The organism is Halomonas koreensis (genome assembly GCF_031451675.1).
GTDB lineage: Bacteria > Pseudomonadota > Gammaproteobacteria > Pseudomonadales > Halomonadaceae > Halomonas > Halomonas koreensis.
This window is the reverse complement of sequence record NZ_JARWAK010000001.1, coordinates 359,890-376,542: the sequence shown is the minus strand read 5'-3', so window position 1 is coordinate 376,542 and position 16,653 is coordinate 359,890. Positions and strand designations below refer to the sequence as shown.

At 67.0% G+C, this 16,653-nt stretch carries 15 protein-coding genes; 13 read left to right on the top strand and 2 right to left on the bottom strand.

Annotation, left to right across the window (positions count from 1 at the left end):
- Window positions 1-117 precede the first annotated feature (117 nt).
- The 12 genes from QC818_RS01745 to ugpC all read left to right on the top strand — a co-directional run bounded on the left by QC818_RS01745 (window position 118) and on the right by ugpC (window position 12,546).
- Window positions 118-801: a hypothetical protein gene (locus tag QC818_RS01745; protein ID WP_309651103.1), complete on the top strand. Its 684-nt coding sequence runs from the start codon at window positions 118-120 to the stop codon at window positions 799-801.
- A gap of 55 nt (window positions 802-856) precedes the next feature.
- Entirely contained in the window at window positions 857-1,783 is a 927-nt protein-coding gene (locus tag QC818_RS01740) for a LysO family transporter (RefSeq protein WP_309651102.1), read from the top strand.
- Window positions 1,780-1,920 (top strand): hypothetical protein, encoded by a 141-nt coding sequence (locus QC818_RS01735; RefSeq protein WP_309651195.1) that lies wholly within the window; start codon window positions 1,780-1,782, stop codon window positions 1,918-1,920. The genes QC818_RS01740 and QC818_RS01735 overlap by 4 nt, the downstream gene beginning before the upstream one ends.
- Window positions 1,917-2,057, top strand: a complete 141-nt coding sequence (locus tag QC818_RS01730; RefSeq protein ID WP_309651194.1) for a hypothetical protein — start codon at window positions 1,917-1,919, stop codon at window positions 2,055-2,057. The genes QC818_RS01735 and QC818_RS01730 overlap by 4 nt, the downstream gene beginning before the upstream one ends.
- A 327-nt stretch (window positions 2,058-2,384) precedes the next feature.
- Complete coding sequence (locus QC818_RS01725; protein ID WP_309651101.1) at window positions 2,385-3,644, top strand: ABC transporter substrate-binding protein; 1,260 nt, start codon at window positions 2,385-2,387, stop codon at window positions 3,642-3,644.
- A gap of 15 nt (window positions 3,645-3,659) precedes the next feature.
- Window positions 3,660-4,634, top strand: a complete 975-nt coding sequence (locus QC818_RS01720) for a carbohydrate ABC transporter permease (protein ID WP_309651100.1) — start codon at window positions 3,660-3,662, stop codon at window positions 4,632-4,634.
- Window positions 4,631-5,473: a carbohydrate ABC transporter permease gene (locus QC818_RS01715; protein WP_309651099.1), complete on the top strand. Its 843-nt coding sequence runs from the start codon at window positions 4,631-4,633 to the stop codon at window positions 5,471-5,473. Before QC818_RS01720 ends, QC818_RS01715 begins: the two co-directional genes overlap by 4 nt.
- Before the next feature lie 26 nt (window positions 5,474-5,499).
- The gene (locus tag QC818_RS01710) at window positions 5,500-7,116 is read left to right on the top strand and encodes an alpha-glucosidase (RefSeq protein ID WP_309651098.1); all 1,617 of its coding nucleotides are present in this window, start codon (window positions 5,500-5,502) and stop codon (window positions 7,114-7,116) included.
- A gap of 45 nt (window positions 7,117-7,161) precedes the next feature.
- Complete coding sequence (locus QC818_RS01705; RefSeq protein ID WP_309651097.1) at window positions 7,162-8,268, top strand: ABC transporter ATP-binding protein; 1,107 nt, start codon at window positions 7,162-7,164, stop codon at window positions 8,266-8,268.
- Between the two features lie 38 nt (window positions 8,269-8,306).
- Window positions 8,307-9,602 carry an ABC transporter substrate-binding protein gene (locus QC818_RS01700; protein ID WP_309651096.1) on the top strand — a complete coding sequence of 432 codons (1,296 nt, stop codon included), beginning with the start codon at window positions 8,307-8,309 and terminating at the stop codon, window positions 9,600-9,602.
- A gap of 63 nt (window positions 9,603-9,665) precedes the next feature.
- Window positions 9,666-11,321 carry an alpha-glucosidase gene (locus QC818_RS01695; protein WP_309651095.1) on the top strand — a complete coding sequence of 552 codons (1,656 nt, stop codon included), beginning with the start codon at window positions 9,666-9,668 and terminating at the stop codon, window positions 11,319-11,321.
- A gap of 109 nt (window positions 11,322-11,430) precedes the next feature.
- Window positions 11,431-12,546, top strand: a complete 1,116-nt coding sequence (gene ugpC, locus QC818_RS01690) for a sn-glycerol-3-phosphate ABC transporter ATP-binding protein UgpC (RefSeq protein ID WP_309651094.1) — start codon at window positions 11,431-11,433, stop codon at window positions 12,544-12,546.
- Between the two features lie 569 nt (window positions 12,547-13,115).
- Here the strand turns inward: ugpC and QC818_RS01685 are convergent.
- Complete coding sequence (locus QC818_RS01685) at window positions 13,116-14,003, bottom strand: LysR family transcriptional regulator (protein WP_309651093.1); 888 nt, start codon at window positions 14,001-14,003, stop codon at window positions 13,116-13,118.
- A gap of 610 nt (window positions 14,004-14,613) precedes the next feature.
- Here QC818_RS01685 and QC818_RS01680 point away from each other — a divergent pair.
- Window positions 14,614-15,480 (top strand): SDR family oxidoreductase, encoded by an 867-nt coding sequence (locus tag QC818_RS01680; protein ID WP_309651092.1) that lies wholly within the window; start codon window positions 14,614-14,616, stop codon window positions 15,478-15,480.
- Between the two features lie 203 nt (window positions 15,481-15,683).
- On the opposite strand, the gene QC818_RS01675 is transcribed toward QC818_RS01680, so the two are convergent.
- Window positions 15,684-16,592: a MalM family protein gene (locus QC818_RS01675; RefSeq protein WP_309651091.1), complete on the bottom strand. Its 909-nt coding sequence runs from the start codon at window positions 16,590-16,592 to the stop codon at window positions 15,684-15,686.
- Window positions 16,593-16,653: the final 61 nt, after the last annotated feature.

The window sequence follows — 16,653 nt, the reverse complement described above, 5'->3', positions numbered from 1 at the left end:
ATGGTAAAGCGGCTTCCTGCCAGGGCAGCCTAGACGGCCGACCGGCGGTCGGCCATGTCGGGAACCCCGGGGCCCGCCCGAGCTCTCAATCACTGTCGCCGTCTCGAGGTCCGTCCGATGCCCCGCCGACTCGCCCGCCTCGCCTGGCTGGCACTGCTGCCCTGGCTGGCCGCGCCCGCCCCGGCCGACACGCCGCCTCGCCCCTTCGAGGCCCGCTACCACCTGGAGGTGGCCGGCTGGCCGGACGCCGAGATCCGCCATCGGCTGAGCGAGCGCGCCGGCCACTGGCAGAGCGAGATGCGCGCCTCGCTGCCCGGCGCCAGTGGCCACGAGTGGGGCCGCTTCCGCCTCGAGGACGACCGCCTGCGGGCCCTGCACTACGCCGCCGGCTACTCGCTGCTGGGCATCCGCCGCGCCTATGCCCTGGACCGGGAGGCGCTGGCGCCGCTGCCCGACCGCCAGAGCGCCCTGGTCGCCCTGGCCCGGCGGGCCATCGACGGCGCCTGCCGCCGGGACTGCCGGTTGCGCTATCGGGATCACCGCGGCCGGGAGGAGACCCTGAGCTATCGCCTGCTGGCCCGGGAACCGCTGCGCCTGCCGGTCGGCCGCTTCGAGGCGGTGCGGGTGGCGCTGTCCGAGCCCGGCGAGGACGACCGGCGCCTGGAGCTGGCCTTCGATGCCGGGCATCCGGGGCTGCTGCTGGGCCTGGAGTACCACCGCGACGGCGAGCGCCGCAGCCGGCTGACCCTGACCGGCCTGTCCACGCCCCCTCCCCTTCCGCCGCGCCGCCAAACGCCCTAGAGTATCCGGTTTTTGGCCGCCCACCGGGCGGCCCCGAACGGGAAGGGACTCTCGCATGCTGAGCGGACTGCTGATCGTCCTGCTGCCGCTGATCCTGGGCTACCTGATCCGGGTCCGTCACGACGGCCTGATGGCGCTGATCAATCGCGGCGTGAACGCCTCCATCTACGTCATCCTGCTGCTGATGGGGATCGGCCTGGCCGGCCTCGAGGACCTCGGCGGCCAGCTCACGCGTCTGGGCGCCCAGGCGCTGACGCTGCTCGCCGTGACCTCGGCCTGCAACCTGGCGGCCCTGGGCTGGCTGTCGCGGCGCCTGCGCCTGGCCGTGGACCCGACCCGGGCCGTGGCCGACGCGCCCACCAGCAAGCTGGCCGCCATGGCCGGCTCCCTGGCCCTGGTGGGCGTGGTGCTGGCCGGCGTGGCGCTCGGCCTGCTCGGTCGCGACGCGCTCGGAGAGGGGCTGTTCGCCGGGGCCGAGCGACTCTCCGAGTGGGTGCTCTACGTGCTGCTCGCGCTGATCGGCTGCCAGCTGCGCAACTCCGGCATGCCGCTCAGGCAGATCCTGCTCAACCGCTTCGGCCTGGCCATCGCCGCCGCCCTGGCGGCCAGCTCGCTGGTCGGCGGGCTGCTCGCCGCGCCGCTGCTTGACCTGCGCTGGAACGAGGGCCTGGCCATGGCCGCCGGCTTCGGCTGGTACTCGCTGTCCGGGATCCTGATCGGCGACGCCCTCGGCCCGCTGCTCGGCGGGGTCGCCTTCTTCAACGACCTGGGCCGCGAGCTGCTGGCCTTCGTGCTGATCCCGCTGGTGATCCACCGCCGGGCGGCCCTGGCCATCGGCTACGGCGGCGCCACCTCCATGGACTTCACCCTGCCGGTGATCCAACAACACGGCGGGGTGAGTTGCGTGCCGGTGGCGGTGGTCAGCGGGTTCATCCTCTCGTTGCTCTCGCCGCCGCTGATCCTGTTCCTGGTGTCGCTGTGACCCGACTTCACCCTGCCGCCTCACCAGGGCCCAGCCAGCAACACGGCGGGGTGAGTTGCGTGCCGGTGGCGGTGATCAGCGGGTTCATCCTCTCGTTGCTCTCGCCGCCGCTGATCCTGTTCCTGGTGTCGCTGTGACCCGACTTCACCCTGCCGCCTCTCCATGGTCCACCCAACAACACGGCGGGGTGAGTTGCGTGCCGGTGGCGGTGGTCAGCGGGTTCATCCTCTCGTTGCTCTCGCCGCCGCCGATCCTGTTCCTGGTGTCGCTGTGACCCGACTTCACCCTGCCGCCTCACCAGAGCCCAGCCAGCAGCACGGTGGCGTGGCCTGCGTGCCAGGAGTAGTAAAAACACTCCCTTCCTCGACCAAATCCGACAGGCTCGAAGAAACATCGTTAAAAAAACAACAACACGCCCTTCTCCTCGAAGCGTCTTCCGGCAGGCGATGCGACGAAAGTCGCGGTTGATGCGCCTGCGAGCCAGGACTAACTTCACACCAGGTTAATCTTAATCGATTAAGATCAGCCATCCTGTAACACGCCACCTCTGCCCTCTTCGAGTGGGTCGGCTCCTACAACAACAAGCCATACGAGGACTCCCATGAAAACGCAATGGATCCCCGCCATCGTCCTGGCCGGTGCCGCCGTCCAGCAGGCCTCTGCCGCCGAGTTGACCATCTCCTGCGGCGCCGTGGGCGCCGAGCTCACCCTCTGCGAGCAGGGTGTCGCCGAGTGGGAAGAGCAAACCGGCCACGAGGTCGAGATCGTCTCCACCCCCAACTCCTCCACCGAGCGCCTGTCCCTCTACCAGCAGATCCTCTCGGCCCGCTCCAGCGACATCGACGTCATGCAGATCGACGTGGTCTGGCCTGGCCTGCTGGCCAACCACCTGCTCGACCTCAATGAGGCGCTGGGCGAAGCGGCCACCGCCGATCACTTCGAGGCCATCGTGGCCAACAACACCGTCGACGGCCGCCTGGTGGCGATGCCCTGGTTCACCGATGCCGGCGTGCTCTACTACCGCAAGGACCTGCTCGAGGAGCACGGCCATGCCCCGCCCCAGACCTGGGAGCAGCTGACCGCCATCGCCCGGGAGATCCAGGCGGCCGAGCGCGAGGCGGGCAACGACAAGATGTGGGGCTATGTCTTCCAGGGACGCGCCTACGAGGGCCTGACCTGCAACGCCCTGGAGTGGGTGGCGAGCCACGGCGGCGGCACCCTCGTCGACGCCGAGGGCGAGATCACCATCGACAACCCCCAGGCCGCCTCGGCCCTCGACCTGGCGGCCACCTGGCCCGGCGAGATCTCTCCGAACGGGGTGCTCAACTACACCGAGGAGGAGGCCCGGGGGATCTTCCAGTCCGGCAATGCGGTCTTCATGCGCAACTGGCCCTACGCCTGGTCCCTGGCCCAGAGCGAGGACAGCCAGGTACGCGACAAGGTCGGCGTGATCAAGCTGCCCCACGGGGCCGAGGGCGAGAGCGCCGCGACCCTGGGCGGCTGGAATCTGGCCGTCTCCCAGTACAGCGAGAATCCCGAGCTCGCCGCCGACCTGGTGGCCTTCCTGACCTCGGAGCAGGAGCAGAAGCGCCGCGCCATCGCGGGCGCCTACAACCCGACCATCACCTCACTCTATGCAGACGAGGAGGTGCTCGAGGCCGTGCCCTTCTTCGGCACCCTGCTCCCGACCTTCACCAACGCCGTGGCCCGCCCCTCGGCCCCCACCGGCGACAAGTACGGCCGGGTCAGCAACGCCTTCTTCAACGCCGTGCACAACGTGCTGTCCGGCAATCAGAGCGGCGCCGATGCCGTAGCCCAACTTGACAGCGAGCTGTCGCGCCTCAAGCGCCGTCGCTGGTAACCGAAGGAGGTCGTCATGACGACACAGGCAACCGACAGCGCGCCCCAGGTGGCGCGCACCACTCCCGCCGGGTACCGCGGCACCAAGGTCCGCCGCCAACGGGTCCGCGCAGCCTGGTTCTTCCTGACGCCGATGCTGGTGGCCCTGACCATGGTGGCCGGCTGGCCCCTGCTGCGCACCGTCTACTTCAGCCTCACCGACGCCTCGCTGTCGGACACCGCCGGCGCGGCCTTCATCGGCCTGGAGAACTACCTGGTCTATGACGACGGCGCCTGGTACGGCCTGCTCACCGATCCCGTGTGGTGGACCTCGGTGTGGAACACGATCTTCTTCAGCGTGGTATCGGTATCGCTGGAGGTGGTGTTCGGCATCGTCGTCGCCCTGCTGCTCAACGCCGAGTTCAAGGGACGCATGCTGGTGCGCGCCGCCGTGCTGATCCCCTGGGCCATCCCCACCATCGTCTCGGCCAAGATGTGGGCCTGGATGCTCAATGACCAGTTCGGGATCATCAATCACCTGCTGATGGCGCTGGGCATCATCGATGCGCCCCTGGCCTGGACCGCCAACGCCTCGCTCTCCATGTGGGCGGTGATCATGGTCGATGTCTGGAAGACCATCCCCTTCGTCGCCCTGCTGGTGCTGGCCGCCCTGCAGATGCTGCCCAAGGACTGCTACGAGGCCGCCGAGGTCGACGGCATCCACCCGATCAAGGTCTTCTTCCGCGTCACCCTGCCGCTGATCACTCCGGCCCTGATGGTGGCGGTGATCTTCCGCCTGCTCGATGCGTTGCGCGTGTTCGACGTCATCTACGTGCTGACCTCCAACTCCACCAGCACCATGACCATGTCGATCTACGCCCGCCAGCAACTGGTGGAGTTCCAGGACGTGGGCTACGGCAGCGCCGCCTCGACCCTGCTGTTCCTGATCATCGCCCTGGCCACCGTGATCTACCTCTACCTTGGCCGCCGCCAACTGGGAGTCGACCAATGAACCAGTATCAGCTGATCAAGCTCGCCAAGCGCGTCGGACTCTACGCCCTGATCACCGTGGTGATGGTCTATGCCATCTTCCCCTTCTACTACGCCGTGATCACCTCGCTGAAACCCTCCAGCGAGCTGTTCCGCGTCGACTTCTGGCTGTCGTCGCTGGACTTCACCAACTACGTGCAGATCTTCACCCAGAAGAGCTTCGTGCGGGCCATCTTCAACTCCGTCATCGTCTCGCTCTCGGTGGTGTTCATCGCCCTGCTGCTGGGCATCACCGCCTCCTATGCCCTGGGCCGGGTGCGCTTCCGCGGCCGCACCACGGTGATGCTGACGATCCTGGGCGTGTCGATGTTCCCCCAGGTGGCGGTGCTCTCCGGGCTCTTCGAGGTGATCCGCGCGCTCAACCTCTACAACAACCCCGGCGGGCTGATACTGAGCTACACCATCTTCACCCTGCCCTTCACCGTCTGGGTGCTGACCACCTTCATGCGCCAGCTGCCCATGGAACTCGAAGAGGCGGCGATCATGGACGGTGCCACCCCTTGGGTGACCATCACCAAGGTGTTCCTGCCGCTGATGTGGCCGGCCATGGCGACCACCGGCCTGCTGGCCTTCATCGCCGCCTGGAACGAGTTCCTCTTCGCCCTGACCTTCACCCTCACCGACGACCAGCGCACGGTGCCGGTGGCCATCGCCCTGATCTCCGGCGGCAGCCAGCACGAGCTGCCCTGGGGGCCGATCATGGCGGCCTCGGTCACCGTCACCGTGCCCCTGGTCGTCCTGGTGATGATCTTCCAGCGGCGCATCGTGTCGGGGCTGACCGCCGGCGCCGTCAAGGGCTGATCCGCATGACTTCAAGGACTCTCTCGATGCAAGACAACCTGAACTGGTGGCGTGGCGGCGTCATCTACCAGATCTATCCACGCAGCTTCATGGATCGCAACGGCGATGGCATCGGCGACCTGCCGGGCATCACCGAGAAACTGGACTATGTGGCCAGCCTCGGCGTGGACGGCATCTGGGTGTCGCCCTTCTTCACCTCGCCGATGAAGGACTTCGGCTACGACGTCAGCGACTACCGGGACGTCGACCCCATGTTCGGCACCCTGGACGACTTCAAGGCGCTGCTCGCCCGAGCCCACGCGCTGGGGCTCAGGGTCATCATCGACCAGGTGATCAGCCATACCTCGGATGCGCACCCCTGGTTCGAGGAAAGCCGCCAGAGTCGCGACAACCCCAAGGCCGACTGGTTCGTCTGGGCCGATCCCCGGCCCGACGGCACCCCACCCAACAACTGGCTGTCGATCTTCGGCGGCTCCGCCTGGACCTTCGACTCCCGGCGCCGGCAGTACTACCTGCACAACTTCCTGACCAGCCAACCGGACCTCAACTTCCACCACCCGGAGGTGAGGGCCGCCCAGCTGGACAATCTGCGCTTCTGGCTGGACCTGGGCGTCGACGGCTTCCGCCTGGACACGGTGAACTTCTACTTCCATGACCGCGAGCTGCGCGACAACCCGCCGGTCCCGGCGGATGCGGCCAAGACCCTGGGGGCCCCGGACAGCAACCCCTACACCTGGCAGCGGCACCTCTACGACATCAGCCGCCCGGAGAACCTCGACTTCCTGCGCGAGCTGCGCGCGCTGATGGACGAGTATCCCGGCACCACCACCGTGGGGGAGATCGGCGACGACAACCCGCTGGAGCGCATGGCCGAGTACACCGCCGGCGGCGACAAGCTGCACATGGCCTACACCTTCGACCTGCTCAACCAGCCCCGCTCCCCCGCCTACCTGCGCGAGGTGATCGGGCGCTTCCAGCGACTGGCCGCGGACGCCTGGCCCTGCTGGGCGCTGTCCAACCACGACGTGGTGCGCAGCGCGACCCGCTGGGGCGAGGACGAGGCCTCCCTCGACTACCCCAAGGTGGCGCTGGCCATGCTGTTCTCGCTGCGCGGCAGCGTCTGCCTCTACCAGGGCGAGGAGCTGGGGCTGCCCGAGGCCGAGGTGCCCTACGAGCGTATCCAGGATCCCTACGGCAAGGTGCTGTGGCCCGAGTTCAAGGGCCGCGACGGCTGCCGCACGCCCATGCCCTGGACCGACGGCCCCGACGCCGGCTTCTCCCGCGTGGAACCCTGGCTGCCGGTGTCGGAACAGCATGTGCCCCTGGCGGTGAGCCGTCAGCAGGACGACGGCACTTCCCTGCTCAACGCCACCCGCCGCCTGCTGGCCTTCCGCCGGGCCCATCCGGCGCTGGTCGACGGCGACATCGACCTGGTCGACGTGGGCGAGGGCCTGCTCGGCTTCGTCCGCCGCCACCGGGACGAGGCCCTGCTGTGCGTCTTCAACCTCGGTGGCGAGGCCCGCAGCACCCGGCTCACGATGCCCGCCATCCCCCTGGGGGGCCATGGCTTCGTGGCCTCGCTCGAGGGCAACCACCTGCAGCTACCGCCCTACCAGGCCGCCTATCTCCAGCTCGACCGCTAACACCACACAATAACGCCGGCCCCGGGGCCGGCGAGGAGTCGCAAGATGGCAAGCGTGACCCTGAACAAGCTCAACAAGATCTTCGGCAGCACCCATATCATCAAGGACGTCGATCTGCAGATCGGCGACGGCGAGTTCGTGGTCTTCGTCGGGCCCTCGGGCTGCGGCAAGTCGACCCTGCTGCGCCTGATCGCCGGCCTGGAATCGATCACCGATGGCGAACTGAGTATCGCCGATGGCGTGGTCAACGACCTGCCGCCCCGGGAGCGCGGCGTGGGCATGGTGTTCCAGTCCTACGCCCTCTACCCGCACATGACGGTCTACGAGAACATGGCCTTCGGCCTCAAGCTGGCCAAGACCGCCCGGGAGACCATCGAGCAGCGAGTGATGGCCACCGCGCAGATCCTGCAGCTCGAGGAACTGCTGCACCGCAAGCCCAAGGAGCTCTCCGGCGGCCAGCGCCAGCGCGTCGCCATGGGGCGGGCCATGGCCCGTGAGCCGCGCATCCTGCTCTTCGACGAGCCGCTCTCCAACCTGGACGCCTCGCTGCGCGTGCAGATGCGCAACGAGATCGCTCGCCTGCACCATCGCCTGGGCTCGACCATGGTCTACGTCACCCACGACCAGGTCGAGGCCATGACGCTGGCCGACAAGATCGTGGTGTTGCGCGCCGGCCGGGTCGAGCAGGTGGGCAGCCCCCAGACTCTCTACCAGCAGCCGGCGACCAAGTTCGTGGCGGGGTTCATCGGCTCGCCGACCATGAACTTCATGCCCGCCGAGCTGGTGCGCAGCACCGCCGACGGCTGCCGGGTCGCGGCACCGGGGCTCGGCGAGCTCTCCCTGCCCCAGGACGCCGGCGGCCGGCCGAACGGCAGCGGCCTGACCCTGGGGGTGCGCCCTGAGCACCTACGCCTGGCCGAGGCCGAGGGCGACAACGCCTTCGAGATCGTCAACGTCGAGTACCTGGGCAACGAGGTCTACGTCTACCTCGAGCCCAAGGCCGGCGAGACCCTGCTGATCCACCGCAGCGAGGCGCCCAGCCGCTGGGATATCGGTCAGCGGGTGGCACTGGTCCCCGAGCTCGAGCACGTCCACCTGTTCGATGAGCACGACCGGGCCCTCGAGGTCGGCGCCGCCCGGCGGGTCGCCTGAACCGGCGCCCTGCAAGAACCACAACAAGGGAGTCCCCCATGCCTGACAAGAACGCCTTCCGACATCAGCCTCTGCTCAAGGGCGCCACCGGCGCCCTGCTGCTGGCCGGCACCGCCCTGGGCGCCCCTGCCGTGCTGGCCGAGGAGATCGCCATCGCCTGCGGCACCGGCGACGCCGCCGACTACTGCCCCACCGCCGCCCGGGAGTGGGCCGAGCAGACCGGCCACAGCGTCAAGGTCGTCTCCACGCCCAACAGCGCCACCGAGCGCCTGTCGCTCTACCAGCAACTGCTGGGCAGCGAGTCCAGCGACATCGACGTGATGATGGTGGACGTCGTCTGGCCCGGCCTGCTCGGCAATCACCTGGTCGATCTCAACGATTACCTGCCGGAGGAGACCACCGACGGCTTCTTCCCGGCGCTGATCGACAACAACACCGTCGACGGCCGGCTGGTGGCCCTGCCCTGGTTCACCGATGCCGGCCTGCTGTACTACCGCAAGGACCTGCTCGAGAAGCACGGCCACTCGGTGCCCGAGACCTGGCAGGAGCTGACCGAGACCGCCGAGGCGATCCAGGCCGCCGAGCGCGAGGCCGGCAACGACGACTTCTGGGGCTACAGCTTCCAGGGCCGCGCCTACGAGGGCCTGACCTGCAACGCCCTGGAGTGGGTGGCGAGCCATGGCGGCGGCACCCTGGTCGACGCCGAGGGCGAGGTCACCATCGACAACCCCCGGGCCGCCGCCGCCCTCGACCTGGCCGCCTCCTGGATCGGCAACATCACCCCCGAGGGCGCGCTCAACCATACCGAGGAGGAGACCCGCGGGATCTTCCAGTCCGGCAATGCGCTCTTCCTGCGCAACTGGCCCTACGTCTGGTCCCTGGCCAACGGTGAGGGCAGCGAGGTGGCCGGCAAGGTCGGCATGGCGCCGCTGCCCCACGGCCCCGAGGGCGAGTCCCGGGCCACCCTGGGCGGCTGGAACTTCGCCGTGCCACGCTACTCCGAGCATCCCGAACTGGCCGCCGAGCTGGCCGCCTTCATCACCTCCCGGGAGCAGCAGAAGGCGCATGCCATCCAGATGGGCATGAACCCGACCATCGAGTCGCTCTACCGGGACGAGGAGGTGCTGGCCGGCAACCCCTCCATGAGCGATCTCTACGAGACCCTGGTAGGCGGCGTACCGCGCCCCGCCACGGTCACCGGCGAGGCCTATGCCCGGGTCTCCAATGCCTTCTTCAACCGTACCCATCAGGTGCTCTCCGGCGACCTCGATGGGGCCAGTGCGGTCCAGCAGCTGGGCCGGGAGCTCGAGCGCCTCGGCCGTCGCGGCTGGTAATCCGCCCCATCCCGTGAAGGGCCCGCCCGGGCCCTTCTCCCTGCCACTCACAGGAAGCCTCGGATGACGCTTTCTCAATTGCGACGAGACGCCCGCCACGACTGGTGGCGCGGCGCCACTCTCTATCAGATCTACCCGCGCAGCTTCATGGATGCCAACGGCGACGGCATCGGCGACCTGCCCGGCATCACCTCCCGGCTCGATCACGTCGCGAGCCTCGGCGTCGATGCCATCTGGGTGTCGCCCTTCTTCACCTCGCCGATGGACGACTTCGGCTACGACGTCAGCGACTATCGCGGCGTCGACCCCATGTTCGGCAACCTCGAGGATTTCAAGGCGCTGGTGGCCCGAGCCCACGAACTGGGCCTGAGGGTGATCATCGATCAGGTGCTCTCGCACACCTCCGACCGTCACGCCTGGTTCCAGGAAAGCCGCCGGGATCGCACCAATCCCAAGGCCGACTGGTACGTCTGGGCCGATCCTCGACCCGACGGCACGCCGCCCAACAACTGGATGGCGTCCTTCGGCGGTCGCGCCTGGACCTTCGATGCCCGGCGCCGGCAGTACTACCTGCACAACTTCCTGTCCAGTCAGCCGGACCTCAACTTCCACCATCCCGAGGTCCAGCAGGCCCAGCTGGACAACCTGCGCTTCTGGCTGGACCTGGGGGTCGATGGCTTCCGCCTCGACGTGGTCAACTTCTACTTCCACGAGGCGGCGTTGACCGACAACCCTCCCACGCCCCCCGACCAGGTCCGCCCCGGCCATCCCCAGAGCTACCAGCGCCAGCGCTACAACATCTCGCAGCCGGAGAACCTGGCGTTCCTCGAACGCATTCGCGCCCTGCTGGACGAGTACCCGGGCGCCACCAGCGTGGGCGAGATCGCCGGCCCGGACCAGTTGCCGACCATGGTCGCCTACACCGAGGGCGAGTCCCGGCTGCACATGGCCTATACCTTCGACCTGCTGGAGACGGGCGGCGACGCGCGCCAGCTGCGGGCCATCCTCGAACGCTTCGCCGAACTCGACCAGGGCGCCTGGCCCTGCTGGGCGCTGTCCAATCACGACGTGATGCGCAGCGCCACCCGCTGGGGCGAGGAGCGCGCCGTGCTGGCGCTGAACCTGCTCTGTTCGCTGCGCGGCAGCCTCTGTCTCTATCAGGGGGAGGAGCTGGGCCTGCCCGAGGCCGAGCTGGCCTTCGAGGACCTCCAGGATCCCTTCGGCATCAACCTCTGGCCCGACGTCAAGGGACGCGATGGCTGCCGCACCCCCATGCCCTGGCGAGCGGGGGCGTCCCATGCCGGCTTCTCCACCGCGACGCCCTGGCTGCCGGTCCCCCCGGCCCACCTGGGCCTGACGGTGGAGGAACAGGAAGGCGACCCGAACTCGGTGCTGCATGCCCTGCGCCGCCTGATCGCCTTCCGCCGTCGCCATGCGGTGCTGCGTGACGGCCACCTCACCCTGCTGGAGGTGGGCGAAGGCCTGCTCGGTTTCATCCGCGAGAACGCCAGCGAGCGGCTGCTGTGCGTGTTCAACCCCACCGACGAGACTCGCAGCGTCACGCCGCCGGGTCCCGGTACCCTGCTCGGAGGCTACGGCTCCACCGCCTCGATGCAGGAGGACCGCCTGATCCTGCCGCCCTACCAGGCCGCCTATCTGCGGCTCGCCACGGCGCCCCGACATGCCGGCGAGCATCCCCGGAACGGCGGTGTCGCCTGATGGATGCCATGGCGCGACGCCTGCCCCCTGCCCCGACGCCGGTCGGGGCTCCTATTCGCCACCACGCCAGGCCGCCGCGGCGGCCTGGCCCCGAACATCGGAGACGCCCATGGGACGCCTGACACTCGAAGGCATCGGCAAGGACTATGACGGCACCGAGATCTCCCGGGACATCGACCTGACCATCGAGGACGGCGAGTTCGTGGTCTTCGTCGGCCCGTCCGGCTGCGGCAAGTCCACCCTGCTGCGCATGATCGCCGGGCTCGAGGACATCACCCGCGGCCAGATGTGCCTGGACGGCGAGCGGATCAACGAGATCCCGCCCCAGGAACGCGACATCGGCATGGTCTTCCAGTCCTATGCCCTCTATCCCCACATGACGGTGGCGGAGAACATGGCCTTCGGCCTCAAGCTGGCCCGTACCGACAAGGCCGAGATCCGCCGCCGGGTCCACCATGCCGCCGGGATCCTGCAGCTAACCGAGCTGCTCGAGCGCCGGCCCAAGGACCTCTCCGGCGGCCAGCGCCAGCGGGTGGCCATCGGCCGGACCCTGGTCAAGCAGCCGCGGGTCTTCCTGTTCGACGAGCCGCTCTCCAACCTCGACGCCTCGCTGCGGGTGGAGATGCGGGTGCAGATCGCCGAGCTGCACAGGCGCCTGGGCGCCACCATGGTCTATGTCACCCACGACCAGGTCGAGGCCATGACGCTGGCCGACCGCATCGTGCTGCTCTCCGCCGGACGCATCGCCCAGGTGGGCCCGCCGCTGTCGCTCTACCACTTCCCCGAGAGCCTGGAGGTGGCCGAGTTCATCGGCTCGCCGCGCATCAACACCCTGCCGGTGAGCGTCGTCGACCCGGGCCGGCAGCGCACCGCGGTGCGCCTGCCCAATGGCGAGACCCTGGCGGTGGCGGTGGACGGCTCGGGGCTCGCCGCCGGCGACGCGGCCACCCTGGGCGTGCGCGCCGAGGACTTCGTCGCCCCGGAGACGGCCGATACGGTGCTCGCCGCCCGGCTCACCGTCGCCGAGCAGCTCGGCTACGAGACGCTCGCCCACCTGGAGGTCGCCGGCGTCGACGGGGGCATCACCCAGCGCCTCGACCGCCTGGCCCGTCTCGAGACCCAGCAGGCGCTGACCCTGGGCCTGTCCGGCGAGCACTGCCACCTCTTCGCCGCCGACGGCCGGGCCTGCCCGCGCCGGGTGAGCCTGCCCGGCATCGCCGCCTGACCCCCGCCCCTCACCACGAGGCCCCGGGGCATCCCCGGGGCCTCGCCCCCGCACCGTCACTCTAGAAGCCAGTCGGATTCGACCGATCTTCGCGAGGCTCACGGATTTCGAGTGGGACTAATCGAGCGTGGGAAACACCGATTTATTGCTGCGCTCGACGACCCACAGGGACGTGGGAAGTGCGTGGGTTCGTCGGGAACGAACCTAGCGATCCTGGGCGCCGGCGATACTGGTGCGCCAGCCCGGTCAACATCCTCATTTATTGTCTTGTAAACTCCGGCGTTGACTCGAAACCTAAGGTTTCTCGCCCCTTCGGGGCCGTCATTCGGACGTTCTCTCCACTTCGCTGAGAATGCCGCTCCGGCGGCGATCAGTCTCTTATCGCTCGCGACATAAATCAGCGCCTCCCTAGTGAAGCGATGATCGTGAAATGCAACGAAATCGATCGGGGAGTTTCGCCGAAACCCGGGGGCTCACAGTAGATGAGCTGTTCCTTACCAGCCAGTCCATCAAGGGAGAACAGTCGACCCGATCCAGGACTTCCAATCACGCTGTCATGACGTGGATCATCAGCGCACATATCTCCCCATCCTTTCACCCAGAAACTCCATAAAGCACCGAGTCTTGGCCGGCAACAGGCGCGTCTCCGTAATGGCATACACAGGAACGGAATCGCCTTTCCAGGAGGGAAGTATTCGCTGTAGCCGTCCAGCCGACACATCCTCAGCCACTAGCTGATCGGGCATCATGATGACCCCCATATCCAGGGTCGCCAGTTGTCGAATCATGCCCATGCTATTGATCGAGAACCGACCGCCCCCTAGCGGAACGACCCTGGTGTCCTCCTGATTGTGCAAGGTCCAGGTGGCCGCTCTCAGGATCCCCAAGCATGCATGGTGCTCAAGGTCGGAAGGAGTCGATGGTTTACCGGAGCGCTCCAGGTAGCGAGGCGATGCATAGAGATGGGTTGGAAGCTTTGCGATACGACGCGCAATTAATTGAGAATCCTTTGGCGGTCCGATTCGTATCGCGATATCGAAAGGATCGCTCACCAGATCAACGGGCCTGGGGCTAAGGTCGAAGTCAAAGGTAATGCCGGGATAGAGGCTCGCGAATTCGACTACCAGTGGGGCAAGGTAGGAAATTGCGAAGTCGACAGGAAACGATGCCCGCAATACTCCGCTAGGCTGCTCGAGCATCTCCTCTAGTTGCTCATGTGCCAGGCGAGCCTCATCGATAATTCTCCTGCAGCGCTCAAAGTAGATCTTTCCTGCTTCGGTGAGTTCTACTTTACGGGTGGTTCTGTGCAGCAGACGCAAGCCGATGGCTTCTTCCAGCTGGCTGACCCGACGAGAGATGGTTGGATTAGACACCCCCGTTTCTTCAGATGCGCGACGAAAACTCTTGGCCTTGGCCACTTCCACGAACAACGCCATGTCATTGAGGTTCGGGCCCATTGATTCACCTGTGAAACAGTGATATCCAATAATCGATATTTATTTCATACACGGAGTAATTCAGGATTGCAACTGGCACTGGTTGGGAGGCCGTGTCGAACGCCATACGCCTATGCGATCGAGCTCGCCTCACGGTGGGCTCGGTAAACTCGGCGCGAGATGTTGGCGGTAGCTCAAACGAGAAGGTTCCCTGGTTATGCAGAAAGATCATGGCCGATGAGAGTTACGCCCACCTACAAGCAACTGCTCCACCTGGGGAGCCGGCAATCAATCCGGCATGCATGCATGCCGGGTTAATCGCGGCACAAGGAAGTGCCGCCGCCGGCCGTCAGGCCGGCGCGAGCCCACGCCACACCAGCGGATTCACGCATGTGCGCCAGGGTGGCGCGGGCGACAATCGAAGAAATCAGGATGATCGCTTTGATTGCCAGGTTAATAGAATGTACGCATCGCGCACGGGGCCTGCATCGATGCGACTCGCCGGGTGTCAGCGACTATGTGATTTTCTTCCCGGGCCGCATGGAAAGCGCAGGTCGGAAGTACAAAGTACACTGCACATCAACCGCGACTGCGACGAGCGCTTTAGCCAAATATCAACAGGAGTAAAATCATGTCGAAGACCATACTAATCATTGGCGCCACAAGTGATATTTCTTCAGCCATCATTGAGCATCTAAAGGATACTGAACATCGCGTATTGGCGCTGGTACGTAATCCCGATAAAGCTCAAGACCTGAAGCGTAGGGACGTGGAGCTCCGTACTGGCGACCTGGAAAAGCCATGGACCCTTGGGGCTGCCTTTGAAGGCGCCGATACCGTCTGGATTCTGACGCCGCCCGGCCCGCGTGCGCCCGAGCAATCTTCGAATGCACTCTGGGCAGCAAGGAATGCAGGCGTCAGTCACGTGGTTCGCTTGTCGGCTTTCGGTGCCGCACACACCGCGCCCACCATTAACGGCCGGTTGCATGCATTGTCCGATGCCGAGCTGATTGCATCGGGTATTCCATACACGATTGTGAAACCACACTTCTTCATGCAGAACCTGCTGATGGCCGCGCGAGAGATAGCCGAGCAGGGACAGATACATCTACCGCTTGCAAACGGCCGGATGGGACTCATTGATTCCCGCGACATCGCGGAGTTCGCCGCCCAGGTGTTGACGACCTCTGGTCATGAGGGAAAGACCTATACGCTAACCGGGCCAGCATCCCTCACGATGCACCAGATTTCGCAGGCGATTGGTGCCGCCATCGAAAAGGACGTGCAGTATGAGCCTGTCACACTGGAAGACGCATGGCAGTCAATGCTGGACGCCGGCATGGATGAGTGGAGCATCAATCTACTCTGCGATTACTTCGCCGCGTACAGCACGGACTGGGGCAACAGGATCACCGAAGACTTCTCGCGCGTGACAGGAAAGGCTCCAAGATCCATTGCCGACTTCGCTGGCGATTTCGCCAACTATTTCACGAAATGATGAGCTTGGCGAGGCCCAAGGCAATGGAAGACGATCTGCACTTCCCCTGGCAGCCCCCTGATCCTGTCACCAGTGAAGTCGAGGATGAATTCATACGGCTTGGCAGACGTGATGTGTCTTATGATGATCTTCCCCTCCTCATTGGGGGAACCATCGGGAGACGCTGAGGCCGCCTCCGATCCGGCGAAGGCGACCTCGCCTCCTCAGCGCGCCTCCAGCTGCTCCGCCAGCCAGCGCCGGGTCCCCGTCTCGCCGGCGCGCTCGGCGTGCTCGGCCAGCGACATCGCCAGCTCCAGGTCGCCGGCCGCCAGGGCGGCGCGGATGGTGCGTCGCCAGTCCAGCGGCGCCGTGGGGGAGGCCTCGGCCGGCGCGGCATCCGTCGCCTCCGGCATCGTGCCGTCCACGGGGGACGCTACCGGCATCGGCTCGCCGGTCCCGCCGTCCACCAGCGGGGCCAGCAGGCCGGCCGTCTCGCCGAGGGGGCGGACCCGCAGCGTCACCTCGCCCTCGGGCCGGTGCCTCGCCACCGGGTCGCTCACCGCCGGTTCGGCCAGGTGGCGGGCCCGGGCCAGGGCTCGTGCCGGATGCAGCAAGCGGGTCTCGGCGGCCAGCGCCGCCTCGCTGGTCAGCACCACCAGGCGATCGGCCTCGGCGGAGGGCGTCACCCCGAGACTCAGGGTCAGGCGGTCGCCGGCCAGCCCCTGGGCGGGGCGATAGGCGAAGTCCTGCCAGTCGAGGCGACGCCGGATGCGTCCCCCTTCATCGAGGATCAGCAGGCTGGGAGCGAACAGCGAGCGGTGCCCTGCGTCGTCACGCTGCACGGGACTGGTCAGCTCGAGGCGCAGTGGCCCGGCCTCCCGGGGCAGGCGCAGGGCCCGGAAGGGGCTCGCGCCGCTGTCGAAGCGGTGCACCGGGGCCTCGGGGCCGAAGCTCAGGGTACGGGTCTCCCGCGGCGACAGCGGGGTCACGGGCAGGCCGGCGAGCCCCGCACAGCAGTCCTCGGCCCGCTCGAGCCAGGCGGTCTCGGGGACATCGGCCGGCGGGGTCGGCGCGGTGGCGCAACCGCTCAGCCAGAGGACGGCCAGGGGCACCAGGGTGCTGAGACGTTTCATGGGAACCTCCTCCATCAGGGGGGCCGACGAAAAAGGCCGGCACCGCGAGGCGGGGCCGGCC